22 protein-coding genes and 1 CRISPR repeat array (1 of these 23 running past the window's edge) are annotated in these 26363 nt (G+C 73.1%); of the genes, 12 read left to right on the top strand and 10 right to left on the bottom strand.

The window, feature by feature from the left end; genetic code table 11:
* Positions 1 to 2288: a CRISPR direct-repeat array (repeat unit 29 nt; unit sequence GTGCTCTCCGCGCGAGCGGAGGTGGTCCG) (it extends 57 nt beyond the left edge of the window).
* Positions 2289 to 2296: 8 nt separating this feature from the next.
* Positions 2297 to 2503: a helix-turn-helix domain-containing protein gene (locus B086_RS45270; protein WP_026252077.1), complete on the top strand. Its 207-nt coding sequence runs from the start codon at positions 2297 to 2299 to the stop codon at positions 2501 to 2503.
* Between the two features lie 733 nt (positions 2504 to 3236).
* Here the strand turns inward: B086_RS45270 and B086_RS0103920 are convergent.
* On the bottom strand, positions 3237 to 3563 hold the full coding sequence (locus B086_RS0103920) for a hypothetical protein (protein ID WP_018565096.1): 327 nt from the start codon (positions 3561 to 3563) through the stop codon (positions 3237 to 3239).
* A 166-nt stretch (positions 3564 to 3729) separates the two neighbouring features.
* Here B086_RS0103920 and B086_RS0103915 point away from each other — a divergent pair, with 166 nt between their 5' ends.
* The 3 genes from B086_RS0103915 (at position 3730) to B086_RS0103905 (ending at position 9308) form a co-directional block, all read left to right on the top strand.
* On the top strand, positions 3730 to 5067 hold the full coding sequence (locus tag B086_RS0103915) for a hypothetical protein (RefSeq protein WP_018565095.1): 1338 nt from the start codon (positions 3730 to 3732) through the stop codon (positions 5065 to 5067).
* A 13-nt stretch (positions 5068 to 5080) separates the two neighbouring features.
* Positions 5081 to 5644 (top strand): NUDIX domain-containing protein, encoded by a 564-nt coding sequence (locus tag B086_RS0103910; protein WP_051115745.1) that lies wholly within the window; start codon positions 5081 to 5083, stop codon positions 5642 to 5644.
* A 445-nt stretch (positions 5645 to 6089) separates the two neighbouring features.
* The gene (locus B086_RS0103905) at positions 6090 to 9308 is read left to right on the top strand and encodes a tetratricopeptide repeat protein (protein WP_018565093.1); all 3219 of its coding nucleotides are present in this window, start codon (positions 6090 to 6092) and stop codon (positions 9306 to 9308) included.
* A gap of 148 nt (positions 9309 to 9456) precedes the next feature.
* On the opposite strand, the gene B086_RS0103900 is transcribed toward B086_RS0103905, so the two are convergent.
* Both B086_RS0103900 and mca read right to left on the bottom strand, forming a co-directional pair.
* Positions 9457 to 9717, bottom strand: a complete 261-nt coding sequence (locus B086_RS0103900) for a hypothetical protein (RefSeq protein ID WP_026252074.1) — start codon at positions 9715 to 9717, stop codon at positions 9457 to 9459.
* Between the two features lie 12 nt (positions 9718 to 9729).
* Positions 9730 to 10602 (bottom strand): mycothiol conjugate amidase Mca, encoded by an 873-nt coding sequence (mca, locus tag B086_RS0103895; RefSeq protein WP_026252073.1) that lies wholly within the window; start codon positions 10600 to 10602, stop codon positions 9730 to 9732.
* Between the two features lie 204 nt (positions 10603 to 10806).
* On the opposite strand from mca, the gene B086_RS0103890 reads away from it, so the two are divergent.
* Positions 10807 to 11205 carry a DUF4307 domain-containing protein gene (locus B086_RS0103890; RefSeq protein ID WP_018565090.1) on the top strand — a complete coding sequence of 133 codons (399 nt, stop codon included), beginning with the start codon at positions 10807 to 10809 and terminating at the stop codon, positions 11203 to 11205.
* A 176-nt stretch (positions 11206 to 11381) separates the two neighbouring features.
* The gene (gene greA, locus B086_RS0103885) at positions 11382 to 11882 is read left to right on the top strand and encodes a transcription elongation factor GreA (RefSeq protein ID WP_018565089.1); all 501 of its coding nucleotides are present in this window, start codon (positions 11382 to 11384) and stop codon (positions 11880 to 11882) included.
* A gap of 160 nt (positions 11883 to 12042) precedes the next feature.
* On the opposite strand, the gene ilvA is transcribed toward greA, so the two are convergent.
* Complete coding sequence (gene ilvA / locus B086_RS0103880; RefSeq protein WP_018565088.1) at positions 12043 to 13293, bottom strand: threonine ammonia-lyase; 1251 nt, start codon at positions 13291 to 13293, stop codon at positions 12043 to 12045.
* A gap of 143 nt (positions 13294 to 13436) precedes the next feature.
* On the opposite strand from ilvA, the gene B086_RS0103875 reads away from it, so the two are divergent.
* From B086_RS0103875 to B086_RS0103865, 3 genes are all read left to right on the top strand, one after another.
* Positions 13437 to 13994, top strand: a complete 558-nt coding sequence (locus tag B086_RS0103875; RefSeq protein WP_234020685.1) for a MarR family winged helix-turn-helix transcriptional regulator — start codon at positions 13437 to 13439, stop codon at positions 13992 to 13994.
* 226 nt (positions 13995 to 14220) lie between these two features.
* A complete protein-coding gene (locus B086_RS0103870; RefSeq protein ID WP_026252072.1) occupies positions 14221 to 14724 on the top strand; it encodes a sigma factor-like helix-turn-helix DNA-binding protein in 504 nt (167 codons plus the stop codon).
* Between the two features lie 72 nt (positions 14725 to 14796).
* Positions 14797 to 15045, top strand: coding sequence for a hypothetical protein (locus B086_RS0103865; protein WP_018565085.1), 249 nt, complete (start codon positions 14797 to 14799; stop codon positions 15043 to 15045).
* A gap of 89 nt (positions 15046 to 15134) precedes the next feature.
* Here the strand turns inward: B086_RS0103865 and B086_RS0103860 are convergent, their stop codons facing one another.
* Positions 15135 to 16289 (bottom strand): cystathionine gamma-synthase, encoded by a 1155-nt coding sequence (locus B086_RS0103860; RefSeq protein ID WP_018565084.1) that lies wholly within the window; start codon positions 16287 to 16289, stop codon positions 15135 to 15137.
* Positions 16290 to 16416: 127 nt separating this feature from the next.
* On the opposite strand from B086_RS0103860, the gene B086_RS0103855 reads away from it, so the two are divergent.
* Positions 16417 to 17535, top strand: coding sequence for a hypothetical protein (locus B086_RS0103855; protein WP_026252071.1), 1119 nt, complete (start codon positions 16417 to 16419; stop codon positions 17533 to 17535).
* A 163-nt stretch (positions 17536 to 17698) separates the two neighbouring features.
* Here B086_RS0103855 and B086_RS0103850 read toward each other — a convergent pair whose 3' ends face one another.
* On the bottom strand, positions 17699 to 18739 hold the full coding sequence (locus B086_RS0103850; RefSeq protein ID WP_018565082.1) for an NAD(P)-dependent alcohol dehydrogenase: 1041 nt from the start codon (positions 18737 to 18739) through the stop codon (positions 17699 to 17701).
* A 215-nt stretch (positions 18740 to 18954) separates the two neighbouring features.
* On the opposite strand from B086_RS0103850, the gene B086_RS0103845 reads away from it, so the two are divergent.
* Positions 18955 to 19899: a helix-turn-helix transcriptional regulator gene (locus tag B086_RS0103845; RefSeq protein ID WP_018565081.1), complete on the top strand. Its 945-nt coding sequence runs from the start codon at positions 18955 to 18957 to the stop codon at positions 19897 to 19899.
* A 22-nt stretch (positions 19900 to 19921) separates the two neighbouring features.
* On the opposite strand, the gene B086_RS0103840 is transcribed toward B086_RS0103845, so the two are convergent.
* The 3 genes from B086_RS0103840 to B086_RS0103830 form a co-directional block, all read right to left on the bottom strand.
* Complete coding sequence (locus B086_RS0103840) at positions 19922 to 20617, bottom strand: ABC transporter ATP-binding protein (protein WP_018565080.1); 696 nt, start codon at positions 20615 to 20617, stop codon at positions 19922 to 19924.
* A 160-nt stretch (positions 20618 to 20777) separates the two neighbouring features.
* On the bottom strand, positions 20778 to 22265 hold the full coding sequence (locus B086_RS0103835) for an ABC transporter permease (RefSeq protein WP_018565079.1): 1488 nt from the start codon (positions 22263 to 22265) through the stop codon (positions 20778 to 20780).
* A gap of 168 nt (positions 22266 to 22433) precedes the next feature.
* Positions 22434 to 23696, bottom strand: a complete 1263-nt coding sequence (locus B086_RS0103830) for a L,D-transpeptidase (protein ID WP_199785503.1) — start codon at positions 23694 to 23696, stop codon at positions 22434 to 22436.
* Positions 23697 to 24087: 391 nt separating this feature from the next.
* Between B086_RS0103830 and B086_RS0103825 the strand changes: the two genes are divergently transcribed.
* Complete coding sequence (locus B086_RS0103825; protein WP_018565077.1) at positions 24088 to 24507, top strand: hypothetical protein; 420 nt, start codon at positions 24088 to 24090, stop codon at positions 24505 to 24507.
* A gap of 282 nt (positions 24508 to 24789) precedes the next feature.
* On the opposite strand, the gene hutH is transcribed toward B086_RS0103825, so the two are convergent.
* Positions 24790 to 26328 carry a histidine ammonia-lyase gene (gene hutH / locus B086_RS0103820; RefSeq protein ID WP_018565076.1) on the bottom strand — a complete coding sequence of 513 codons (1539 nt, stop codon included), beginning with the start codon at positions 26326 to 26328 and terminating at the stop codon, positions 24790 to 24792.
* Positions 26329 to 26363: the final 35 nt, after the last annotated feature.

Genomic DNA, 26363 nt, shown 5'->3' with positions numbered 1-26363 from the left:
GGGAGTGCTCTCCGCGCGAGCGGAGGTGGTCCGCGTGAGCCGCTGGGGCCGCTCCCGAACACCAAGTGCTCTCCGCGCGAGCGGAGGTGGTCCGTGCTGCCAGGTCTCGTCCGGCGGGATGGACTCGTGCTCTCCGCGCGAGCGGAGGTGGTCCGACCCCGAGATGGTACTCACTCGCGCAGCAGTCGTGCTCTCCGCGCGAGCGGAGGTGGTCCGCCCCCGAGCGGCGTCTCATCGCTGCTCGGGGGGTGCTCTCCGCGCGAGCGGAGGTGGTCCGCGCACCGCCACACACCGCCCGGCCCTCCGCCGGTGCTCTCCGCGCGAGCGGAGGTGGTCCGCGAGTAGGTGCCCGACTGCCCTGCCGCCGGGCGTGCTCTCCGCGCGAGCGGAGGTGGTCCGTCGGAGCGCACCCGGTGCGTGGTGGCCATCCAGTGCTCTCCGCGCGAGCGGAGGTGGTCCGCCGGAATCCGAGATCTCGATCGCCCTGGCAACGTGCTCTCCGCGCGAGCGGAGGTGGTCCCGGCTCGGGCTCGGCCTCGGCGGCCAGCTCGGTGTGCTCTCCGCGCGAGCGGAGGTGGTCCGCACGATGACGTTGCCGAGGCCCTCGGATACAGGTGCTCTCCGCGCGAGCGGAGGTGGTCCGCAGGTGGCGGCATGAATGTAGAGCAGTGGAACGTGCTCTCCGCGCGAGCGGAGGTGGTCCGTTCTCGCACCGGCGGGCGGCCCGGTACGACGGGTGCTCTCCGCGCGAGCGGAGGTGGTCCGACGTACGCGAACCAGCCCCAGCCCCAGTCGAGGTGCTCTCCGCGCGAGCGGAGGTGGTCCGCCCGGCCGGAAGCCTCCGACGCCGGACCGGATGTGCTCTCCGCGCGAGCGGAGGTGGTCCGACGAGCGTCGTGTGGGCGTCAGCGGCCAGCAGGTGCTCTCCGCGCGAGCGGAGGTGGTCCGCGGTGGCAAGGGTGTGGCCCGGTGGAGGAACAGTGCTCTCCGCGCGAGCGGAGGTGGTCCGCACCACGACGACGCGTCCGAGGCCTACGCCGAGTGCTCTCCGCGCGAGCGGAGGTGGTCCGTCCTCGACCACGGCGACCGCGCCGATCGTCCAGTGCTCTCCGCGCGAGCGGAGGTGGTCCGTTCGAGCGGCCGGTGGACGAGGACCCGATCGCGTGCTCTCCGCGCGAGCGGAGGTGGTCCGGCCACCCCCATGACCATTCAGACCACCGAAGCGTGCTCTCCGCGCGAGCGGAGGTGGTCCGCTCCGGGGTGAGCGGGATGACCGGGAGGAGAAGTGCTCTCCGCGCGAGCGGAGGTGGTCCGTTGCGGTGCCGGATCACGCCGAGCCCGAACATGTGCTCTCCGCGCGAGCGGAGGTGGTCCGGATGAGGAGAACCTGATCACGGCGGTCGCGGCGTGCTCTCCGCGCGAGCGGAGGTGGTCCGCCCACTTGGGTGCCGCGACACGTCGTGGTCCGGTGCTCTCCGCGCGAGCGGAGGTGGTCCAGAACCGTCCAAGTAATAGGGGGATCAAGAGCCGTGCTCTCCGCGCGAGCGGAGGTGGTCCGTCCAGCCCGACGTCGCTGATGATGAACGCCCAGTGCTCTCCGCGCGAGCGGAGGTGGTCCGTAGTTGCTACGGTGGAGACCTCGTCGTTGCAGTGCTCTCCGCGCGAGCGGAGGTGGTCCGACGGCCCACGCCGCCTCCATGTCCCCGCTGTTGTGCTCTCCGCGCGAGCGGAGGTGGTCCGTCCGACCCTGCGCCGAGCGACGTCTGCTCGCCGTGCTCTCCGCGCGAGCGGAGGTGGTCCGACTCGGGCCCGCGCACGTAGTGTCCGGATCCGGTGCTCTCCGCGCGAGCGGAGGTGGTCCGGAGGCTCGCACGAGCCCCGTGCTCGGCGCGTGTGCTCTCCGCGCGAGCGGAGGTGGTCCGGCGTACAAGCGCGGGGATCAGGTTCACGTCCGGTGCTCTCCGCGCGAGCGGAGGTGGTCCGAAGGCGTATCGGGCCGGCGCCCTCGGACGCCGGTGCTCTCCGCGCGAGCCGAGGTGGTCCGCTCAGTGGCACACGATCAACGTTCGATGTCACGTGCTCTCCGCGCGAGCGGAGGTGGTCCAGAACTGCACTTTCTGTGCCATTGCTGCGGGGGGTGCTCTCCGCGCGAGCGGAGGTGGTCCGGAGATCAACCCGTGAGCGCCCTCCCCGTCGAGGTGCTCTCCGCACGAGCGGAGGTGGTTCGGCCGAGACCGAGCAGAAGGGCCCGCAGGGCACGTGCTCTCCGCGCGAGCGGAGGTGGTCCGACGACTGGCTGAACAGCGAGGGGCAGCGCATCGGCAGACGCATCCGCGACGTCCGTGAGTCCCGCAACCTGACCCAGGAGCGGGTGATCCTCGCGGTGCCGATGAACAGGGCCCACTACCAGGACATCGAGGCCGGCCGGGCGAACCCGACTTTGCGACCGCTGCTGCGTATCGCGCGGGCCATCGGGGTCCCTGTGCACGAGCTGGTCAGCTGAGCGGCCGCCCTGGCGGGGGATTGCGGGGGCGGCCGCTCTCCCGCGCCCGGCGCTGTCGGCAGCGAGCCAGGAGCGGGGGGCTCGGCCGACCTACCGCCGCAGCCACCGTGGCATCGACTCCGGCACGGTCTGCTGCGGCGCGGGAGGGGTGCACGGCCAGCGGTGACGGTGTACCGGGGCGGCCACCCCCGATCCGGTCTCGATGTCCGTGGTGTCGAACTGCTCACCGGGCTGGATTGGCATGGCACAGTGGTCGCAGATCATCAGGCGCTGGCCCTTCTGGGCTTGGGCTGTGGGCACGCCACGATGTGCGCGAACCCGCGGAGCGGCCGGGAGAATCCGATCGCGTTGACCGGCCTGCACCGCTCCGCCCAGGTCATCTCTTGGCCGCACGAGAGGCACATCATCGGCTGCCTGCCGGCCGTCTGCCGGACCTCCGCATAGTGGAGGCGCAGCACGTCGGCGTAGACGCACCGGGCGTCCGCCCGGCAGGTCTCGCATGACTCGCAATGCTCGTACCACTGGGCCCGGATGGTGTGCATGTCGGTGAGCGCTTGGTGACAGCGGGCGCAGCTGTGCGGGCGGAACGTGCCACGGCCTCCGAGGTCGACGCGGGCGTCATCGGTCAGGGGGGCGACGCACCAGACGCATACGGTTCCGGTGACCTGCTCCGCGGTGAGGGGCAGGCCGGGCGGGACTTCGAGAAGGAGAGCTGAGGTGATCCCTGCTTCGGTCACTGGCTGCCCTCCAGGAGCAGGAGGTGAAGGGTCCTGTTGATCTGGCAGATGTGCGGGTCGTCGGTGCACTGCTCGCACAGCGGAGTGTGACGGGCGAGGGCGCGGCGGGCGCGGTCGCTCACGCAGCTGCGGCAGGAGCGCGGGAACCAGGCGCGGTCTGGGGTGGCGTGCTGCTCGCCGAGGTTGACGGCGGCGGCCACGCTCAGGGGGCCGTCCGCGCACCAGACGCAGTCCGCGCCACGGGACTGGTCGTCGGTGAGGCCGTCGAGCATTGGCAGATCCAGCAGCCCGCGTGCGTCCGCCGGCAGCTCCAGGACACTCACCGCAGTGCCTGGTCAGATGTGGGAGTGGTGGTCATGAGGCGATGGTGACCGCCCGGTCCGGGCGCGCGGCAGTGTGTGCAGAGGGTGGGCCGCATTGCGTGATTCACACACTGTGTGAACCAGGGGTGGTTAGGCTCCGCACACTGAGTGACACAAGGGGCACGCTATGGAACCGAACACCCTCCTGGACGCCGCACTGGACGAGGCCGGGATGTCCCGCAAGGGACTGGCCGCCCGCGTGAACACGGCTGGCCGGGCCCGCGGCCGGACGATGCGCTACGACCACAGCTCGGTGATCCGGTGGCTCAAGGGCCAGCGGCCCCGCGGCATCGTGCCCGAGCTGATCTGCGAGGTCCTCGGGGAGCGTCTCGCCCGCCCGGTCACGCTTGACGACATCGGCATGGGCACCGCCACCGGACAGCAGGCCACGGTCACCCCGCTGGGCGGGTTCATCGAGCGCTCTACCGCCCTGTGGCGCGGAGACATGCAGCAGCGCGCCGACCTCCAGGCCGCCCTAGTCATCACCGGGCTGCCCGCCGTCGGCCCCGTCTGGGAGTGGGAGCACCCGCCGGACGACGCGGACGTCTCCCGGGACGGCACGCCCCGCGTCGGCCTGTCCGACGTCGACCTGCTGCGTAGTGCCCGCGGGCACTACGAGCAGATGTACCGGAAAGCCGGCGGCGTAGCGACGCGCGCCCGCATCCTGCGGTTCCTGACCACGGAGGCCGCCCCGCTGGTGCGCGGCGCCTACACCGACCAGGTCGGGCGCGAACTCCACCGCGCCACCGGCGGCCTGGTCGCGATCGCCGGGATCTGCTCGTACGACTCCGATGCCCAGGGCCTGGCCCAGCACTACTTCCACCAGGCCCTGCGCCTGGCCAAGGCCAGCGGCGACCGCGCGTTCGGCGGGTACGTCATCGCGGTGCTGGTCAACCAGGCGCTGTTCATGAAGCAGCACCGCCAGGCCGTCGCCTTCGCCGAGGCCGCTGTGCGCACCGCGGGCCACGCCATCTCCCCGGCCCTCGCCTGCGACCTGCACGCCATGCAGGCCAAGGCGTTCTCCCGGATGGGCGACCAGAGCGGCGCGCACCGGGCGATGACGCTGGCCGAGACCGCGGCCGGACAGATCCGCCCGGCCGAGGAGCCCGACGAGACCGGCTACGTCGGGCCCGGCCTGCTCCAAGCTAACCTGGCCGACGCCCTCATGCGGCTCGGCGACACCCGGCCCGCCGAGGCATACGCCGCCGAGGCCGCCGCCACGCAGACCCACGCCCGCGGCCGCGTGCACCGGCTCGCCACACTCTCCGACGTCCACCTGCGCGCCGGCGCCGCCGACCGCGCGACCGAGACCGCCGTCACCATGCTCGACACGATGCAGGGCATGGAGTCCCAGCGGCTACAAGGCCGGCTGACCACGCTGCGCCGCAGCATGGCCCGGCTCGGGAGCCGGGCGACGGCCGATGTCGTCGACCGGATCGACGACATGCTGCGCATCCCGCTGTAGCCGGTGTGCTGGGATGGGCCCGTACCCGACGAGAGGTCCTGACGTGTCTGTGTGGCGCAACGTGGGTGAGCGCACCGTGTACGAGAACCGCTGGCTCAAGGTGGCGATGGCCGACGTCGAGCTGCCCGACGGCCGGCACCTCGACCACACCGTCATCAGGCTGCGCCCCGTCGCGGTCGCCGCGGTGGTGAACGAGGCCGACGAGGTCCTGCTGCTGTGGCGCCACCGCTTCATCACCGACGCCTGGGGCTGGGAGCTGCCCTCGGGCGGCACGAGCGAGGGCGAGGACCCGGCGGCCGCGGCGGCGCGCGAGTTCGAGGAGGAGACCGGCTGGCGGCCGGGCCCGATGCAGCTGCTGCTCGCCGTCGATCCGATGCCGGGGATCTCGACCAGCCATCACCGGGTCTACTGGTCCGACCGCGCCGAGCGCATCGGCGAGCCCCGCGACGCCTTCGAGTCCGCGCGCCGGGAGTGGGTGCCGCTGAAGCGGGTGCCCGAGCTGGTGGCCCGCGGCGAGATCCGGTCAGCGTCTGCGGTGGCGGCGCTGTTGATGCTCCACCAGCAGCGCATCAGGTAGCCGCCGCTCACGCCCAGGTACGACGAAAGGGCCTCCGCCCTCCCGAAGGAGGACGAGGGCGTGCTCTCCGCGCGAGCGGAGGTGGTCCACCCTTGAACTCGCCCAGCTCGGGGCGCCGAAGCCGCAGTTCGTCCGGGCGGGCGCGTGGGCCGGGTCCGCGCCCTCCAGGTACCGGAGCCCGCCCTGCTCGTCCTCGCCGCTCTCACCGCCCCGCCACCCGCCACCCCGCCATCCGCAGCCATAGCCATAACCGCAGCCGCAGCCGCAACCGCAGCCGCAGCCGCAGCCGCAACCACGTCACACGACAGCGGCCCGCGCACCAGCCGTCACTCTCCGCACCCCCCGACTCACCCCTTGGTGCCCGTTGATCGCCACCCCCTCGCGCTCGCGCCCCGCTCGAAGGACACTTGCAGGCGAAGGAGTTGCCGCCGGAGGGGGACGGGACATGCGGGACGCTCATCGGGCGGAGGCCGAACGGCTGCTGGTGCGGGCGGTGGAGGAGGAGGTGCGGCGGTCGGGCGGGCGGACGGACGGTGCCGTGCTGCTGTCGCGGGCGAGGGCCGGGCTCGACGCGCTGGCGCGGGCGGCGCAGGAGGAGTACGAGGCGTACACGCGGGCGCTGGACGAGGCGGCGGCCGGGCAGCTCACCTTCGGGCAGCGCTACGCGCGCGAGGGCGCCGGAACTCCCCTGCTGGTGGCGGCCGTAGCCGCCGTCGCCGCCGCGGTGGCCGACCTGGCGCTGGGCACCGGCACGGGCACCGCGCTGGGCGCGGGCGCCGTCGCGGGGGTGGCCGGGGCCGCCGCCACCGTCGTCAAGGCGGGTGCCGCGCATCTGCCCGCCGCCCACCACCGGGCGGGCGCGGCGGGTCAGCCCGGCGGGTCCGAGCAGTTGCGGCTGCAATGGCTGACCGCGCTGGAGGTGCGCGGTATCCGGCCCTTCCTGGACCAGCAGCGCCTCCTGACCGCGTCCACCACGCCGAAGAAGAAGGCCGCGCCCCGGCTGCGCGGCACCGACAAGAGCGCGGCGGCCCGCAGGCGCAGTGTGCTGGAGCAGTCGTTCGGGCAACTGCCTGAGCCGGTCGGTGTGTTCGCCGGGCGCAGGGCGGAGCTGGCCCGGATCAGGCAGTGGGTGCAGGCGGCCCGCGCGCACACCGAGACCCGGCCCACGGTCGTCGTCCTGCACGGCACGCCCGGCTCCGGCCGTTCCACGCTCGCCGTACGGGCCGCGCACGAACTGCGCGACCAGTTCCGCGGCGCGGTCGTCGTCGACCTGCGCGGCGGCAGCGCGGACGAGCCGCCGCTGCCCACCCGGGACGCGCTGCTGCATCTGTTGAACCGGCTCGGCGCGCCCCGCGAGCAACTGCTGTTCCGCGACCGCTCCTCGGCCGAGCAGCAGGTGAGGCGGCTGGGCGAGCTGTACGACCAGCATCTGACCGGGCTGCCGGTGACGATCGTGCTGGACGACGCCTCGGACGCCGGGCAGGTCCGGGCGCTGGTGCCCGAGCGGTCCGACAGCCTGGTCCTGGTCACCGCCCCCGCCCCGCTGGAGCTGCCCGCCGAGCTGTCGGCCTGGGTGCACCAGCTGCCGGTGGAGGCCCTGGACGAGGCGGGTTCCGAGGAGCTGCTGGGCGCCGCGGCGCAGGACGGGTCCGGCCCGTACGACGCGGAGTCCGCCGAGCGGATCCGCGAGCTGTGCGGCGGGCTGCCGCTGGCGCTGCGCGTGGCGGGCTCCTCGCTCGGCCCGCGCTCGCCCCGCCGACTGGCCGCCGACCTCGGAGCGTACGGCCCGGTGGAACCGGTCGAGCGGGCGCTGTGGCTGCGCTACACCGACCAGTCGGAGGCGGCCCGGCGGCTGCTGCGCCGGCTGGCCCTGGCGGGCCGGGCCTCGCTGGGCGGCGCCGCGGCGGCCGCGCTGCTGGCCACCGACGAGGCGGAGGCGGGCCGGCAGCTTGAGGCCCTGGCCGGCGCCGGTCTCCTCGACCATGTGCGCGGCAGCCGCTACCGGCTGCACGACCTGGTGCGGGCCTTCGCGCACGCCCGGCTGCTGGACGAGGAGGAGCCCGCCGAGCGGACGGCCGCGCAGGAGCGGCTGATCGGGAACTACGCCGAGCTGGCCGACTCGGTGCTGCGCCTGGTCGACGGCAACAACTCGACCCGCTCGGACCGCTTCAGCCCGCACGGCTTCACCTCCCTGGACGAGGCGCTGCGCTGGCTGGACGACGAGTCGAGCTTCATCACGGCGGCCCTGCGGCACGCGGAGGGCGTGAACCAGGCGGCCGTGCTGAATCTGCTGGGCGCGCTGTGCGACTACTGCCTGCTGCGCGGCGACCTGTACCGGCTGGGCGAGATCAGCGAGCTGACGCAGGCCGTCGACCAGGGGCTGCTGGTGCGCTCGGTGCAGTGGCGGACCGGCATCGCCGCCCGGCAGCTCGGCGAGCTGGACAAGGCGCGCACCACCCTGGCCTCGGTGGTCGACCTGTACCGGGAGGCGCACCACGACGCGGGCGCGGCCCGCGCGCTGAACTCGCTCGGCATCACCCTGCACCACCAGGGCAACCTGACCGAGGCGGCGGCCCGGCTGCGCGAGGCCATGGCGCTCCAGGACGTACCGGAGCTGGCCGGTGACCGGGCGTGGACGATGCACGCGCTGGCGGCCGTGGAGCGCGACCGGGGCCGTCTCGCCGAGGCGCTGGACCTGCTGACGCGGTCCCTGGTGCTGCACCGGGAGGGCGGTTCGGTGCACGGCGAGGCGTGGGCGCACTTCCAGCTCGGGCAGCTCGCGCTGCGCCAGGGCGAGGTGGAGCGCGCCGAGGAGGATCTGCGCGAGGCCCTGGAGCGCTACGGCCGCACCCGGGACGCGCGCGGCGAGGCGTGGGCGCTGACCCAGCTCGCGCGGGCCCGGCTGCTGGCCGGGGAGACGGCGGAGGCCGTGGAGGCGCTGCGCGGCGCGGCGGGGCGGCACCGGGACAACGAGGACGCGCGCGGCGAGGCGTGGTCGCTGTACTACCTGGGGCAGGCGCTGGAGGAGACCGGCGACCTGGACCGGGCGGTGCGCGAGCTGGAGCGGGCGCGCACGATGTTCTCCCGGATGCGGGACGTCTACGGGCTGGCCTGCGCCCGGCACCACTCGGCCCGGGTGACGCGCGACCAGCGGGCGGCGCAGACCGGTTCGCTGCGCAACTCCGGCTTCGCCCGTCAGCTCCTGGTCGACGCCCGCGCCGACTTCCAGCGCATCGGGGTGGCGCACGGCGAGGCGTGGACGTGCCTGGAGCTGGCCGTGGTGGACGCGGGCAACACCCGTACACCGCAGGCGCTGGCCCTGTGCGACGAGGCGCTGGCCCTGTTCACGTCGTACGGCGACCGGCGCGGCGAGGACTGGGCGCGGTTCCTGCGCTGCACGCTGCTGCCGTACGCGGCGCCGGGCGGGGTGGAGGTGGGTACGGCGGTCGCCCAGGAGGACCTGTCCGCGCTGGCCCGCGCCGGGCACCGGCTGCGGGACCGCAAGCTGGAGGGGTACATCGACGCGTATCTGCTGGTGCTGGAGCGCGGGGTGAGCCTGGAGGCGGGCTGGCAGGCGTGGCCCCTGGGGATGGTGCCGGACCGGCACGCCCGCGAGGTGATGGGCGTGGAGGCGGTCCCGGCCGGTGGGTCCGGGCACGCCTGAGGATGGTTCCGCCCGTCCCTGGACCGGCCTCACCGGCCCGGCCGGCGGGCGGAACCACCCTCGGGGCCGGACGCGATCATCCCCGGGGCCGGACGCGCGGCCCGGCCCGGTCCTCGCGGCGGACTCAGGCCCGGTCCCCGCGGCGGACTCAGCCCTTGGAGGGGTGCGCCCGGCCGGTGCCCGGGGCGCCCGGACCGCCGGCGGTGCTCCCGTCCGTCTCCGGGGTCTCCTTGAAGTCGACCTTGCCCATGTGGCGGTTCATGGACTTCATCAGGAACCACACCGCCAGGGCCATCACCGCGAAGACGATGAAACCGAGGACGCCGGGGGTGACCTTGTTCTTGTCGAACTCGGCCAGGGTGACCAGATGCGTCGTTGCCAGGCTCGCGCTTGCGCTCATGTCAGGCATTCTCCCTCAGGGCTACCGGACACCCGCAAAGAGGTCGTCCTCGGGGAGCGAGGTGTCCACGAGCGACTTCGCCAGCTCGTACTCCTCGGTCGGCCAGACCTCCTTCTGGACGTCCATCGGCACCCGGAACCAGCCGCCGTCCGGATCGATCTGCGTGGCGTGCGCGATCAGCGCCTTGTCGCGGATCTCGAAGAAGTCCGCGCAGGGCACGTGCGTGGTCAGGGTGCGGTCCTTGTGGCCGGACTTCTCCCAGCGCTCCAGCCACTCGCCGTAGGGCGACTCCAGGCCCCGGTCGAGCAGCGCCTTGTGCAGGGCCTCGGTGCGGGCGCGGTTGAAGCCCTGGTTGTAGTACAGCTTCACCGGCCGGTACGCCGGGCCGTACTCCTCCTCCGGGTACGTGCCGGTGTCCGCCGCGCCCTCGAACGCCACCATCGTGATCTTGTGGGTCATGATGTGGTCGGGGTGCGGGTAGCCGCCGTTCTCGTCGTAGGTGGTGATCACCTGCGGGCGGAAGGAGCGGATGCGGCGCACCAGCTCACCGGCCGCCCGGTCGACGTCCTCCAGGGCGAAGCAGCCCTCGGGCAGCGGCGGCAGCGGGTCTCCCTCGGGCAGGCCCGAGTCGACGAAGCCGAGCCAGTCCTGCTTGACGCCGAGGATCTCCCGGGCCTCGTCCATCTCCTTCTTGCGCACTTCGTGGATGTTCTCCTCGATGTACGCGTCGCCCTGGAGCTTCGGGTTGAGGATGGAGCCGCGCTCTCCGCCCGTGCAGGTCACCACCAGCACGTCCACCCCCTCGGACACGTACTTGGCCATGGTGGCCGCGCCCTTGCTCGACTCGTCGTCGGGGTGCGCGTGCACGGCCATCAGTCGCAGCTGGTCAGTCAAGGCTCAATCCTCAAGGTCAAGTCGGTGCCCGGTGCACCGGGCGTTCCACAGGTGCCGCCCCGGGTGGGTCGTCGGGCCGGGGTGGCGGGTCGAGCGGCGGGCCGGGGCTTCTATAGTGACCGAATCGGAGGACGAATAATTCCGGGGTGCGGCTCCGGAGTCCCCGCGCGGGACGGCCGTCCCGCCCCTGCCGAGAGGACGATCATGAGTACGGCGAGCACCCGGCTCCCCGAGGGCCGCTACGGCCGCTCCGCGGACGAGCGCGCCGACCACAAGCTCAAGATCGCCGGTGCCGTGCTGGGCGCCCTGCTGCTCGCCCTGGTCGGTTACTTCGCCTACCACTACGTCGGCGAGAACAAGATCAGCGCGCAGGTCGTCTCCTTCCAGGCGTCCGACGACGCGGTGCGCATCCATCTGGAGGTCCACAAGGACGCCGGGGCGCGCGGCTACTGCACGCTGCGCTCGCAGGCGGCCGACGGCACCGAGGTGGGCCGGGCCGACTTCCGCTTCGACCAGGACGCCAAGCAGATCGACCAGGTGCTGACGCTGCGTACCACGTCCCGGGGCACGACCGGCGAGCTGCTGGGCTGCCACGCCGGCTGACACCGGGGCGTCATCCGGAATACGTAGGCCCTGACCTGCGTTGACGTAATTTAGATGCCTTATGTCCTCCCCCTTTCGCCGCTGAATTGTTAGGCTCGTGGTTTCGCCCATCCATGAGGGACCATTCTTCTGGGTAGGGCGATGCTTTGTATTCCCAGTACCGACGAGGAGCACCTGTGACCCAGACCAGCGAGAACGTCACCTGGCTGACCCAGGAGGCGTACAACAAGCTCAAGGACGAGCTTGAGTACCTTACTGGTCCTGCGCGCACCGAGATCGCCGCCAAGATCGCGGCCGCGCGCGAGGAGGGGGACCTGCGCGAGAACGGTGGGTACCACGCGGCCAAGGAGGAGCAGGGCAAGCAGGAGCTCCGCGTGCGCCAGCTGACCCAGCTCCTGGAGAACGCCCAGGTCGGCGAGGCTCCGGCCTCCGCGGACGGTGCGGTCGCGCCCGGCATGGTCGTCACGATCGCCTTCGACGGCGACGAGGACGACACGCTCACCTTCCTGCTGGCCTCCCGTGAGTACGCGAGCGCCGACATCGAGACCTACTCCCCCCAGTCCCCGCTGGGCTCCGGAGTGCTCGGCCACAAGGTCGGCGAGGAAGCGGAGTACGAGCTGCCGAACGGCAAGAAGGCCTCGGTGACCATCCTCAAGGCGGAGCCGTACAACGGCTGAGTCCGCGCACCGGCGGGCCGACCCGCCGCACGGACGGACGGCCGAAGCCCCCCGTGCTCCTTCCTGGAGCACGGGGGGCTTCGCCGTGGTGCGGCGGGTCATCGCCCGAGCGCCGGCGTGCGCCGGTGCTCGGGCGATGACCGTGTGCCCGGCGCCCAGGTCAGGCGATGACCGTGTATCCGGCCTCGCGCAGCGCCTCGCGGACCTCGGCGCAGTGCGCGGGCCCCTTCGTCTCCAGGTGCAGTTCCACCTCGGCCTCCGTGAGCCCCAGCCGCGGATCGGTCCGTACGTGGCTCACGTCGAGGACGTTGGCGTCCGTCGCCGACAGCACGCCCAGCAGGGTGGCCAGCGCCCCCGGCCGGTCCGTCAGCCGCAGCCGTACGGCCAGGTAGCGGCCCTGCGCCGCCATCCCGTGCCGCAGCACCCGCTGGAGCAGCACCGGGTCGACGTTCCCCCCGGAGAGCACGGCCACCACCGGGCCCTCCAGGGCCGCCCCGGCACCCCGCTCCCCGCCCAGCAGCGCCGCGACCGGGCTGGCACCGGCCGGTTCCACCACCAGCTTGGCCCGCTCCAGGCAGAGCAGCAGCGCGGCGGAGAGCTGGTCCTCGCCGACCGTGCACACCTCGTCCACCAGCTCGGACACGATCTCGAACGGCACATCGCCGGGGCGGCCGACCCGGATGCCGTCGGCCATCGTCGTCGGGTTCCCGATCGCCACCGGGCGCCCGGCCGCCAGCGAGGGCGGGTACGCCGCCGAGCCCGCCGCCTGCACCCCGATGATCCGCACCTCGGGGTGGAGCGTCTTGACCGCCACCGCGATCCCGGCCGCGAGCCCGCCGCCGCCGATGCCCACGACGATCGTGCGCACCTGCGGGCACTGCTCCAGGATCTCCAGCCCGACCGTGCCCTGGCCCGCGATCACGTCCGGGTGGTCGAAGGGGTGGATGAAGACCGCGCCGGTCTCGGCGGCGTACTCCTGCGCGGCGGCCAGCGTCTCGTCGACCACCTGGCCGTGCAGCCGCACCTCGGCGCCGTATCCGCGGGTCGCGCTGATCTTCGGCAGCGGGGCCCCGACCGGCATGAACACCGTGGCGTGCACCCCGAGCAGCGCCGACGCCAGCGCGACGCCCTGGGCGTGGTTGCCCGCGCTCGCGGCGACCACGCCCGCGGCGCGCTCCTCCGGCAGCAGCCCGGCGATCCGGACGTAGGCGCCGCGCAGCTTGAAGGAGCCCGTGCGCTGGAGGTTCTCGCACTTCAGGAGCACCGGCGCGCCCGCCAGCTCCGACAGGTGCCGGTTGCTCTCCAGGGCGGTCACCCGCGCCACGCCCGAGAGCATCTTCTGCGCGCCCCGCACGTCGTCCAGCGTGACGGACGGGAAGGACGGGAAGGACGCAGCCGTGCCGTAACTCATGTTTCGAGTCTCGCAGCTCACGGTCGCGGCGCGCTGGTGCGACCGAACCGCGAGACCGGTTTGCGCAGCGCCGGTACGGCCCGCCTCCCGGCCGCGTACCCTGTCCCCCAACCCAGCAGCCCGTCAGAAGTGAGCCTCCGGCCATGCCCACTACACCTGAAATGTCGATGGACATGACGACCGTCGGTGACACCGGTCTCCTCGAAACCCTCCAGCACGAGGTCGCGCTGTTCGCCCGCCGCGCGGAACAGACCCGGCTCGGCGGGGTCGGGCAGGTGCGCAACTCCATGGACCGAGCCGCGTACCTGCTGCTCAACCGGCTCGACAAGGAGGGCCCGATGGGCGTCAAGGCGCTCGCCGGGAGCATGGGCATCGACTCCTCCACCGTCACCCGGCAGGTGGCGCCGCTCGTGGACACCGGGCTCGTCAAGCGCACCTCCCACCCCGAGGACGGGCGGGCCGTGGTGCTCCAGCTCTCCCCGCGCGGGCTGGCCCGGCTGGAGGAGGTCCGCACCTCGCGGCGCCGGCTGATGGCCGAGCTGACCGAGGACTGGACCCCGCAGGAACGGGCCGCCTTCTGCTCGCTGCTGACCCGCTTCAACGGCGCGCTGTCCGCCCGCCAGGCGCCGCAGGGCGGTACGGCGGGCCGCGAGCCGGGCGCTCCGGACGCCACGGACTCGTCGGGCTGCCAGACCTCCTGACCCCCGGCCGTTCCCCCCTCCGCCTTCCCGGCGGTTCCGCCGCCGCGCCACCCCCGGCCGGGGCCGGTCCGCCGGGCCGCCTCCCGCGCGGCTCTTGCTCCCGCGCGGCTCTTGACCGGCGGGCCGCCGCTGGCCTGGTATGAGACCCGGGGCCCCGGGCGCACCGGTTCTCGGGGCGCGTGCGCGGCCGGATCCCCGTCTTCCGGATCGCCTGGCAGGAGGCGCGGTGCGAGAACGGCAGGTGTCGAACGGCGTACGCCGGGCGCGGGACTTCGAGGCGTTCGTCGCGGGCGCGGCCGGACGGCTGCTGCACACCGCCACCCTGCTCACCGCGGAGGCCCCGGACGGCAACCCGCGCGCGCGGCGCCTGCTGACCCTGGCCCTCGCGCACACGTACGCGTGCTGGGACCGGCTGCGCGGCGAGGACCCCTACGAGCGGGCCCGGCAGGCGCTGGCCGCGCGGTTCGCCCGCGAGGCGTGGCACCAGCACGGGGTGCGGGGCCGCGGCCGTCCGGAGCCGCCCGGGACCCTGGCCGTGCTCACCCCGCAGGAGCGTCTGGTCGTCGTCCTCCGGCTGTACGAGGGCGTCGCCGAGGAGCAGGCCGCCGCGCTGCTCGGCCTGCCGCCCGAACGCGTCCGTGTCATCGGCGACCGGGCCATCGCCACCCTCACCCGGGCGCCCGCCCGTCCCGTCCCGGCCGCGAGCGGAAGCAGGGCGGCGCCCTCGTAGACGTAGACGTAGACGCAGACGCGGGGGCGGGGAACGCAGAGGTTCGGGCGCAGAGGAACGACGGGGGCGGATGTGAACAGAGCGGAACGTGAGGCGGCCGTACGGCGGCTCCTGGAGCAGACACCGCCGCAGGTGCCCGCCGGGCTGTACGAGGACGCCGTGCGCCGCGGCGGGCGCATGCTGCGCCGCCGGACGGTGGCCCGGCGCGCCCTGTGGCTGCTGCTGTGCGCCACGGCGGTGGCGTTCACCGTGTGGGCGCTGACGGTACGCCCCTGGGCTCAGCCGCCCTCGCAGACGACCCCGCCCGTGACCGGCTGGTGAGGCGCCGAGGGGCCGCCGGTGAGTCCCCTGGGGGCGACCGGTGGGGCACCGGGGGCGCCCCACCAGCGGCTCGTACCGGCTCGTACCGGCTAGCCGAGGGCCTGCTGGAGGTCCTCCAGCAGGTCGTCGACGTTCTCGATGCCCACGGAGAGCCGGACCAGGTCGGCCGGGACCTCCAGGGCGGAGCCCGCCGCGGAGGCGTGGGTCATGCGCCCCGGGTGCTCGATCAGGGACTCGACACCGCCCAGCGACTCGCCGAGCGTGAACACCTTCGCCCGGTCGCAGACCGCCACGGCCGTCTCCTCGCCGCCCTCGACGCGGAAGGAGACCATGCCGCCGAACGCCTTCATCTGCTTGGCGGCGACCTCGTGGCCCGGGTGGTCGGGCAGCCCCGGGTACAGGACCCGCGTCACCCGCGGGTGCCGGGACAGCATGTCGGCGACCTTCGTGGCGTTCTCGCTGTGCCGGTCCATGCGGACCGCGAGCGTCTTGGTGCCGCGCAGCACCAGCCAGGAGTCGAAGGGCCCGGCGACCGCGCCCATGGCGTTCTGGTGGTACGCCAGCTCGTCCCCGAGTGCGGTGTCGCTCACGATCAGCGCGCCGCCGACGACGTCCGAGTGGCCGCCCATGTACTTGGTCAGCGAGTGCACGACCACGTCGGCGCCGAGCGCCAGCGGCTGCTGGAGGTAGGGGGTGGCGAAGGTGTTGTCCACGACCAGCTTCGCTCCGGCGTCCCGGGCGACCTGGGCGACGGCGGCGATGTCGGTGATGCCGAGCAGCGGGTTGGAGGGGGTCTCCACCCACACGACCTTGGTCCGCGGGGTGAGGGCGGCCCGTACGGCGGCCGGGTCGCTGGTGTCGGCGACCGACCACTCCACGCCCCAGCGGGAGACGACCTTGGCGAACAGGCGGAACGTGCCGCCGTAGGCGTCGTTCGGGATCACGACGTGGTCGCCCGGGGCGAGCAGCGTGCGCAGCAGGCAGTCCTCGGCCGCCAGCCCGGACGCGAACGCGAGGCCCCGGCGGCCGCCCTCCAGGGCGGCGAGGTTCTCCTCCAGGGCGGTCCTGGTGGGGTTGGCGCTGCGGCTGTACTCGTAGCCGCCGCGCAGACCGCCCACGCCGTCCTGCTTGTAGGTCGAGACCTGGTAGATCGGCGGGACGACCGCGCCGGTGAGGGGATCGGCGGTGTTGCCCGCGTGGATCGCGAGGGTCTCGAAGTGCTGACTGATGTGCTCGTCGCTCATGGGCCCGAGCGTAGTGCTCCCGGGGCACCGGCGCGGGACACCCGGCACGACGGCGGTGCCGCCGGGGTTATCCACAGGCCGGGGCGCAGGTTGGCCAATTGTCGGCGCGGTCTGGTTCGCTTGAGGCATGGAGATTCTCTGGGTCCTGACAGCAGTGGTCCTGCTGAGCTTCGTGCTGCTGCCCTTCCTCAGGCGCAGGCGCGGCGGCATCGAGCAGGTCCCGCCGGGACACCCGGACGCCGCGGACCCGGCGGACTACGGGTTCGTGCGCCAGGAGGAGCTGGACGTCCGCATGCCCGGCCCCGACCAGGACCTGCTGGACGTGCTGGACCTGGTGCAGCGCACCCAGGACTACCGCGCCGCGGCCCAGCTGCTGGCGGGCACCGAGGCGGCGGGCGAGCTGCGCTGGCAGCGCGTGCAGGCGTTCGCCGGTGCCGCCTCGCTGGAGTTGCAGCAGCGTCCGGGCGGGGTCAGTGAGACGCCCGGCGGCCAGTGGCTGCGGGTGTGGCGGGCCGAGGCGCCCAAGGACGCGGGCGGCGCGGCGGTGCACGCCGAGTTCCTGGTGCAGCAGGCGTGGCGGACGTCGACGCCGGGGACGGACGAGTTCCGGATCATCATGGAGGAGGCCAGGGAGTCCTGCGGCCGGGCCGCGCTGCTGGCCCCCGGCGACCCCGTGCCGTACATCACCGAGCTGTCGGTGGCGCGCGGCCTGGCCTATTCCCGGCCGGAGTTCGAGCAGCTCTGGCTGAAGATCCTGGACCGCGCCCCCACCCACATGGGCGCCCATCTGGCGGCGCTGCACTACTGGTGCGAGAAGTGGCAGGGCTCGCGGGAGCTGGCCATGGAGTTCGCCGAGGCCGCCGCGGCGCGCGCCCCGCGGGGCTCGCTGCTGGCCGCCATGCCGCTCTTCGCGGTCTTCGAGCACCTGCCGGAGGTGAACCTGGTCCGCGGCTTCTACCAGAGCGAGGTCGTCACCAAGGCGGTCCACGGCGCCCTGCACGCCCTCCACGGCGCCCGCCCCGGCGACCCGATGGCCGCGCACGTGCGCCATCTGCTCGTCTTCTTCCTGGTCCGCTCCGAGCGCTGGGCCGAGGCCATGAACCAGCTCATACACGTCGACGGCCATGTCGGCGCCCTCCCCTGGATCCTCTCCGAGGACCCCGCCGCCGAGTTCGCCGTCTACCGCGCCCTCGCGGTGGCGGGCTACGAGGCGAACGGCGGAAGCCCGGCGACCCTGCCCCAGTGACCGCCCCGGGGGCACTCGACGACCGGTCGGGGCCGGGGCCGGGTTCAGGGCCGGGCGGCACCGGCCCGCTCCGCCCGGAGGCGACGCGCCACCGCCTCCGCCCGCGCGGTGCGGGCGGGGGCGGTGGGACCAGGACCGGGGCCGGTCCCGGGGCCGGTCGGGGTCAGATCGTCGAGGTGTCGATCACGAAGCGGTAGCGGACGTCGCTGGACTGGACGCGTTCGTACGCCTCGTTGACGCGGGACGCGTCGATCAGTTCGATCTCGGCGCCGATGCCGTGGGCGGCACAGAAGTCGAGCATCTCCTGGGTCTCGGCGATGCCGCCGATGTTGGAGCTGGTGAGGTTGCGGCGGTTGCCGAAGAGGGCGCCGTAGGGGATCTGCACCGGCTCCTCGGGCAGGCCGACGTTCACCATGGCGCCGTCCAGGCGCAGCAGGGACAGGAAGGCCGGGAAGTCGAGCGGCGCCGAGACGGTGTTGAGGATCAGGTCGAAGCTGCCCCTGAGCCGCTCGAACGTCTCCGGGTCGCTGGTGGCGTGGTAGTGGTCGGCGCCCAGGCGCAGCCCGTCGTCCTGCTTGCGCAGGGACTGCGAGAGGACGGTCACCTCCGCGCCGAGCGCGTGGGCGAGCTTGACGCCGACATGGCCCAGGCCGCCGAAGCCCACCACGGCGACCTTCTTGCCGGGGCCGGTGTTCCAGTGCCTCAGCGGGGAGTACGTGGTGATGCCGGCGCACAGCAGCGGGGCGGCCACGTCCAGGGCCAGGCCGTCGGGGATGCGGACGACGTAGTTCTCGTCGACCACGATCTTCTGCGAGTAGCCGCCGTAGGTGGGCTCCCCGTCCTTGCCGACGGCGTTGTACGTCCAGGTGGGGCGGCTGGTGCAGTACTGCTCCAGGCCCGCGGCGCAGTTCTCGCAGGTGCGGCAGGAGTCGACCATGCAGCCGACGCCCACCCGGTCCCCGACGGCGTGGCGGGTGACGCCGGGGCCGACCTCGGAGACGACACCCGCGATCTCGTGGCCGGGGACCATCGGGAAGAGGGCCTCGCCCCAGCCTTCGCGGGCCTGGTGGATGTCCGAGTGGCAGATGCCCGCGAACTTGATGTCGATCAGCACATCGAACTCGCCGACTGCCCGGCGTTCGATGGTGGTGCGCTCCAGCGGTGCCTTCGCTGCGGGCGCGGCGTATGCGGCGACGGTGGTCATGCGGAGGGTTCTCCTCGGTGGTTGCCTGCCGTGCCCGGCTGCCTTCTGCGCTGCCTGTCGGCTGCGTTCTGCGCTGCCATTGCCTTCGTGCCGGGCACGCCCTCCACAGTGCCCGCTCGGGCGCCGTTCACCCAGGCCACGCCTCTGCCTACGACCAGCGTGCCTACCACTGGCGGGGGCAGGATGCGGTGCGTAGGACCGGTGATACTGGACGTATGGACGACAAGCCGGACAGCGCACCCGGAGCCGCCCCCGGAGCCGGCCGGGGCGTCGGCGTGGACGCCGGGGCCGGTCTGGAGCGCCGGGCCGAGCTGAGCGAGTTCCTGCGGACCCGCCGCGCCCGGCTGCGGCCGGAGGACGTCGGGCTGCCGCACTACGGGCGCCACCGCCGGGTCCCCGGACTGCGCCGCGAGGAGCTGGCCCAGCTCGCCGGGGTCTCGGTGGCGTACTACACGCGCCTGGAGCAGGGCAACGGCCGCAATGTCTCCGCCGAGGTGCTGGACTCCATCGCCCGCGCGCTGCGCCTGACCGACGCCGAGCACGCCCATCTGACCCATCTGGCCAAGCCCAAGCACAAGAAGCGGCAGAGCGCGCCGACCCAGCAGGTGCGGCCCTCGCTGCGGCAGCTCCTGGACACGATGGACGGCGTCCCGGCGTACATCGTCGGGCGGCGCTCGGAGCTGCTGGCCTGGAACCGGATGGCGGCGGCCGTCTTCGGTGACTGGTCCCGGCTGCCCGCCCCGGAGCGGAACTGGGCCCGGCTGGTCTTCCTGCATCCGGAGACCCGCGACCTGTACGCCGACTGGGAGCAGAAGGCGATCGACGTCGTGCTCTCGCTGCACATGGAGGCCGGCTGCTATCCGGACGACCCGCGGCTGTCGGCGCTGGTCGGCGAACTGTCCGTGAAGAGCGAGGACTTCCGCCGTCTGTGGGCCACGCACGACGTCAAGGAGAAGAGCCACGGCGTCAAGCTGCTGCGCCATCCGCTCGTCGGCGAACTGGCCCTGCGCTACGAGTCGTTCAAGGTCGCCGACGCCGGTGAGCTGACCATGACCGTCTACCACCCCGAGCCGGACTCCCCGTCGGTCGAGTCGCTGCGCCTGCTGGCCAGCTGGGGCGCGGACGCGACACGGACGGGGAGCGGCAGCCCGACGCCGTAGCGGCGCCGGGGGCGTGCGCGGGTCAGGCCGTGACCGGGCCCGCGGTGTTCTCCTTGACGGTGATGCGGCCCTTGCGCAGGGTCGCCAGGCGCGGGGCCCTCTTCGCGATCGTGGAGTCGTGGGTGACCATGACGAACGTCAGCCCGTGCTCCTTCCACAGACCTTCGAGCACGCCCATGATCTCGTCGCGGGTCGACTCGTCCAGGTTGCCGGTGGGTTCGTCGGCGAGCAGCACCTTGGGCCGCTTGACCAGCGCGCGGGCGATGGCGACGCGCTGCTGCTGGCCGCCGGACATCTCGCCGGGCAGATGGCCGAGCCGTTCGCCGAGGCCGACCGACGTCAGCGCCTCGGCGGCGCGTTCGCGGCGTTCGCGGGCCTTGACGCCGAGCGGGACGAGGGCGGTCTCCACGTTCTCCTGCGCGGTCAGCGTGGGGATCAGGTTGAAGGACTGGAAGACGAAGCCGATGTTCTCGCTGCGCACCCGGGTGAGCCGGGCCTCGGAGAGTGCGGCCAGGTCGGTGCCGTCGAGCACGACCTCGCCCGAGGTCGGCCGGTCCAGTCCGCCGAGCATCTGGAGCAGGGTCGACTTGCCGCCGCCGGTGGGTCCCTGGATGACCAGCCGGTCGCCGTCGCCGATGGTCAGGTCGACCCCGTCGAGGGCGTGGACGGTCTGCTTGCCCCGGGTGTAGTGCTTGGTGACGCCTCTGAGTTCGTACATGTGGATGGCTCCTGGGCTGCTGGAGAGGACGGGGGCGGGGGGCGCGGACGCCGGGGGCGTACGGAGACCACGAAAGCCTCCGTACGCGGGCGCGTGACACATGGGGCACGGGCCCCTCCGTACGCGGGCGCGGGGCCCTGCGTACGCGGGCGTGCGGGTGCTACGCGACGCGGCGCAGTGCGTCCGCCGGGCGCAGCCGTGAGGCGCGCCAGCCGCCGAACGCGCCCGCGATGAGGCCGCCGGCCACCGCGAGGCCGACCGCGACGGCGATGGTGGTGAGACCGACCGGCGCGGTGAGCGCGACGTCGAGGGACTTCGCCGCCTGCCGGCCGGGACCGCCGAAGCCGCCTCCGCCACCGCCGCCGAAGCCACCGCCGAAGCCGCCGCGCCCGCCGGAGCCCGCGCCCGAGGAGCCGAGCTGTGCCTGGAGCGTCGGGCTGATCGCGCTCACGGCGTATGCGCCCGCCAGGCCGAGCGCGATGCCGAGGACACCGCCGATCAGGCCGTTGACGACGGCCTCGCCGACCACCTGCCGGGTCACCCGGCCGGACCGCCAGCCCAGCGCCTTGAGCGTGCCGAACTCGCGCACCCGGCGGGAGACCGCCGAGGAGGTCAGCAGCCCGGCGACCAGGAACGCGGCGATCAGCACCGCGACGGACAGCCACTTGCCGACGTTGGAGGCCAGGTCGGAGGCGGTGGACAGGGACCCGGAGACGGTCTTCGCGAGGTCGGCGGAGGTGGTGACCGTGGTCCCCGGGACGTTCTTCTGGATGGCGCTCTTGACGGCGTCGATCTGCTGGGAGCCGGCCGCCTTGACGTAGACCGTGGTGACCTTGTCCTTGTCGCCGCTGAGCGTCTGCGCCTGCTTCAGCGGCAGGTAGAGGTTGGCCGCCGCGTCGCCGCTGGTGGCGGTGGCGATGCCGATCACCTGGTACTTCACGTTCTTGACGGTGACCGTGGAGCCGACCGCGAGCTTCTTCTCCTTGGCGTAGGCCGCGTCGGCGACGGCGACCTCGGCGTCGGTCTCGGTGGTCTTGAAGGTGCGGCCGCCGGTGATCTTCGAGGAGGTCAGCGGGCCGAGCGCGGGCTGGGTGACGTCGGTGCCGTAGACCGTGTACTGGTTGACGTCGAAGTCGGCGCCGCCGCCCTCGACCTCGCCCTGCGGGGTGGGCTGGGCACCGCGCCGGCCGCCCTCGCCGCCCCCGCCGCTCTCACCGCCGCGCATCCGGAACTGGCCGCGGGTGAACTGGCCGTCGACCTTGACGACGTTGAGGCTGAGCCCACCGACGGCGGCGGAGACGCCCTTCTGCCCGGCGACCTGGGTCACCGTGGCGGCGGGCAGGGTGGTGAAGCCCTGCGCCCGGACCATGTCGCTGCTCTGGCTGGAGCTGTCGCCGTCGCCCTTCGCGTCGAACTTGAAGCGCGGGCGCTGGGACGCGCCGGAGGTGGGCGTGGCCGCCTTGGTCACGGTCATGTCCGTGCCCAGCCCGTAGAGCGACTGGAGGACCTTGTCCTGGGCCTTGCTCATGCCGTCGGACACGGAGGTGACCACGATGACCAGGGCGATCCCCAGCGCGAGACCGGAGGCGACGACGAGGGCCGCCTTTCTGCGGCGGCGCAGCTCGCGCCTCAGGTAGGTGAAGAACATGCGCCGCAAGCTAGGGACGTCCCGTGATGAAGGGATAAGCCCGCCATAAGAGAAGGATGAGAAGCCCGGCGGACGGCCGCGGCACGGCGAACGGCGCCGCCCCTTTCAGAAGGAGCGGCGCCGGTGCGCGGTACGGGCGGGTCAGGCGGGTCAGGCGGGTCAGGCGGGTCAGGCGGCGGAGCCGGCCTTCCACTGGGACCAGCTCATGTTCCAGCCGTTGAGGCCGTTGTCCGGGGAGACCGTCCTGTCACCGGTGTGCTGGACCACGACGACGTCACCGATCAGGGAGTGGTTGTAGAACCACGCGGCGGGCGTCTTGGTGTCCTTGGCGCCCTTGGTGTCCTGGAGGCCGACGCAGCCGTGGCTGGTGTTGGCGCTGCCGAAGACGGACGGCGCGTTCCAGTAGGCGCCGTGGATGAAGGTGCCGGAGGTGGTCAGGCGCATGGCGTGCGGGACGTCCTTGATGTCGTACTCGCCCTTGCCGTCGGAGTCCGTGAAGCCGACCGACGCGCCGTTCATCCGGGTCTGGGTGAACTTCTCCGAGATCACCATCGCGCCCTCGTAGGTGGTGTGCTCGGGCGAACCGGCGGAGATCGGGATGGTCTTGACGGTCTTTCCGTTCCGCGTGACCTTCATCTGCTTGGTCTTCGCGTCGACGTAGGAGACCTGGTTGCGGCCGATGTGGAAGGTGACCGTCTTCTGCTGGACGCCGTAGACGCCCTGCGCGCCCTGGACGCCGTCGAGGTCGAGCTTGAGCGTGACGGTGGAGCCTTCCTTCCAGTACTGCTCGGGGCGGAAGTCGAGGCGGTTGGCGCCGAACCAGTGGCCGACGACCTGCTGGCCGCCGGAGGAGCTGACGGTGATGTGCTTCTGCACGGCCGCCTTGTCGGTGATCGACTTGTCGAAGTTGATCGAGACCGGCATGCCCACGCCGACGGTGCTGCCGTTGTCCGGCGTGAAGGTGCCGATGAAGCTGTGCGCCGGAGCGACCGTGGTGAACGAGGCGTTCTCGTGGGCGGCGCGGCCCTTGGCGTCCGTGGCGGTGGCGGCGACCTTGTAGGTGGTGGAGCGGGCCAGCGGGGCGCTGGGCTTCCAGCTCGCCTTGTCGGCGGATATCTCGCCCTTGACGGCCTTGCCGTCCGCGGTCGTCATGGTGACGTCCGTCAGCGTGCCCTTGGCCACGGTGACCGCGGCCGAGTTGTTGATGGAGGCGTCGGCGGAACCGTCCGCCGGAGTGATCTTGATCTGGGCCTCCGACGTCTGCTGGGCCGCGGCCTTGTCGGCCTTGGCCTGCGAGGGGTCGCCGTCGCCTCCGCCGGCCGCGTTGCTGCTGCCGGAACAGGCCGTGAGCACCAGTACACCGCCGAGCAGTGCGGACGAGCCCATCAGGGCCCTACGCCGCCTACTGTTCGTCATCACACGCTTCTCCATCGTTGCCGTAATCCCCAGGACCCCCGATTCCCCCCGTCGCGAATCATCAACGCTACGACCGTTTCGTCCCGTTCCCCAGGGCGCCCGAGTGTGGGCCTCGCCACGTCGGCACGGCCCCGGGCGCCGCCCGTCCCGCCAAGTCCCTGCCCCGGCTGGACGGCGTCATGCCGGACGGCCGCCCGCGCCGGTACGGGCCGTCCCGGTGTCGTGCGTCACACCGGCCGCACTCGTACACCCGGAGCGGACGAAACGGTACAAAGAGTGACAGTCCACGACGCCCGCCACGACCGGCCGGATCTCAAACCTCCCGTGACTTTCCCGTGACCCGTGACGTTCACTACGATCGCCCCACACGGCCAATTCGCCAGTGCCACAAGGGGATCGATATTCCGTGTCAACCGCTCGCCGTACGCTGCTGACCGCCACCGCCGCGGGCACCCTGCTGGGCGCCCTGTGGTTCGTCCCCTCCGCGAGCGCGAGCGGGGACGCGCCGACGAGAACGGTGGCCGACGCGGTACCGACCGCGCAGGCCACCCGGCAGGGCCGGGCCGCGGGTACGCCGACGGACGGCACCGGGATGCGGACCACGGCGGTGCGCACCTCGGCGGCGGACACGTCAGCGGACACGACGGCCGTCAGCACGGCCGGGGACGCGGCGGCCTCCGCCGGATCCCTCCCGGCCGACGGCACTGAGCTGGCCGACACCGGAAGCATCGACACCACCCCCTACGTCATCGGCGGATCCCTCTTCCTCGCCGCGGGCGCCGGCTTCGTGGTGTATTCGGTACGCCGGGAACGCCTCGGCTTCTGACGGCCCCTGGCGGGGCGGCCCCGGCGCTCCCACCCGACCCGAGCGGGTCGGCCCCACCAATCCTGCCCACGGGTGGGACGGAGGGCGCGGCCGCGTGAGCGCGCACTTCTTCCGCCCGACCACGCACCGAGGCCCCGACCGGCAGGCCGGCCGACCCGTGGACGCCTCCCCGGCCGGGCGGGCGCGGACGGACACCTGCCCCGTGCCGGGCGGGCACGGACCCCCGCGGGTGGCCCGGCATGGGGCAGGTGTCCGCCCCGTCCCGCCCGGCGCGGACAGGGCTCAGTTCAGCGGGCCGGTGACCGTCTCCGCCGCCGCGACCAGCGCGCCCTGGGCCACGAAGGTGTCGGCGGCGGCCAGGTCGGGCGCCAGGAAGCGGTCCGGGCCGGGACCGCCCACCCCGGCGGCGCGCGCGGCCTCGATGACCGCCCGGCTGGCCGGGGCCGGTTCCAGGCCCGCCCGCAGCTCGACGGCGCGCGCGGCGGCGTACAGCTCGATCGCGATGATCCGGGTCAGGTTGCCCACCGCCGTGCGCAGCTTGCGCGCCGCCGACCAGCCCATGGAGACGTGGTCCTCCTGCATGGCGGAGGACGGGATGGAGTCGGCGGAGGCGGGCACGGCCAGCCGCTTCAGCTCGCTGACCAGCGCGGCCTGGGTGTACTGGGCGATCATGAGCCCGGAGTCCACGCCGGGGTCGTCGGCGAGGAACGGGGGCAGGCCGTGGCTGCGGTTCTTGTCCAGCAGCCGGTCCGTGCGGCGCTCGGCGATGGAGCCGAGGTCGGCGGCGGCGATGGCGAGGAAGTCCAGTACATAGGCGACCGGGGCGCCGTGGAAGTTGCCGTTGGACTCCACCCGGCCGTCCGGCAGGACGACGGGGTTGTCGACGGCCGCGGCGAGTTCGCGTTCGGCGACGAGCCGGGCGTGCGCCAGGGTGTCCCGGCCGGCACCGGCGACCTGCGGGGCGCAGCGCACGGAGTAGGCGTCCTGGACGCGCGGCGCGTCGTCCTGGTGGTGCCCGGTGAGCTGGGAGCCCTTGAGCACGGCGAGCATGTTGGCGGCGGAGGCGCCCTGGCCCGGGTGCGGGCGGATGGCGTGCAGCTCGGGGGCGAGCACCTTGTCGGTGCCGAGCAGCGCCTCCAGCGAGAGGGCGGCGGTGATGTCGGCGGACTTGTAGAGGGTGTCGAGGTCGGCGAGGGCCATGACCAGCATGCCGAGCATGCCGTCGGTGCCGTTGAGGAGGGCGAGGCCCTCCTTCTCGCGCAGTTCGACGGGCGCGATGCCGTGCTCGGCGAGCAGCTCGGCGGCGGGCCGCACCGTACCGTCCGGGCCCTCCGCGTCGCCCTCGCCCATCAGCGTGAGCGCGCAGTGCGAGAGCGGGGCCAGGTCACCGGAGCAGCCGAGGGAGCCGTACTCGTGCACGACCGGGGTGATGCCCGCGTTGAGGACGTCGGCCATGGTCTGCGCGACCTCGGGGCGCACCCCGGTGTGGCCCGAGCAGACGGTCTTCAGCCGCAGGAACATCAGAGCGCGTACGACCTCGCGCTCGACCCGCGGGCCCATGCCCGCGGCGTGCGAGCGGACGATGTTGCGCTGGAGCCGGGCACGCAGCTCGGGGCTGATGTGCCGGGTCGCCAGGGCGCCGAAGCCGGTGCTGACGCCGTAGACGGGCTCGGGCTTGGCCGCCAGCGCGTCCACGACCTCGCGGGCCGCCGCGAGGGCCGCCACCGCCTGCTCGGAGAGTTCGACCCGCGCGCCGGCGCGCGCCACGGCGAGGACGTCGGACGCGGTGACACCGGACGTCCCCACCACCACAGTGTGCATATCCATATTCAGGAGCGTACGCAGTGAATGCGACG

The organism is Streptomyces sp. PsTaAH-124, from assembly GCF_000373685.1.
Classification (GTDB): Bacteria; Actinomycetota; Actinomycetes; order Streptomycetales; family Streptomycetaceae; genus Streptomyces; species Streptomyces andamanensis.
The sequence above is the reverse complement of the archived record's forward strand: the minus strand, read 5'-3'. Positions and strand labels throughout refer to the sequence as shown.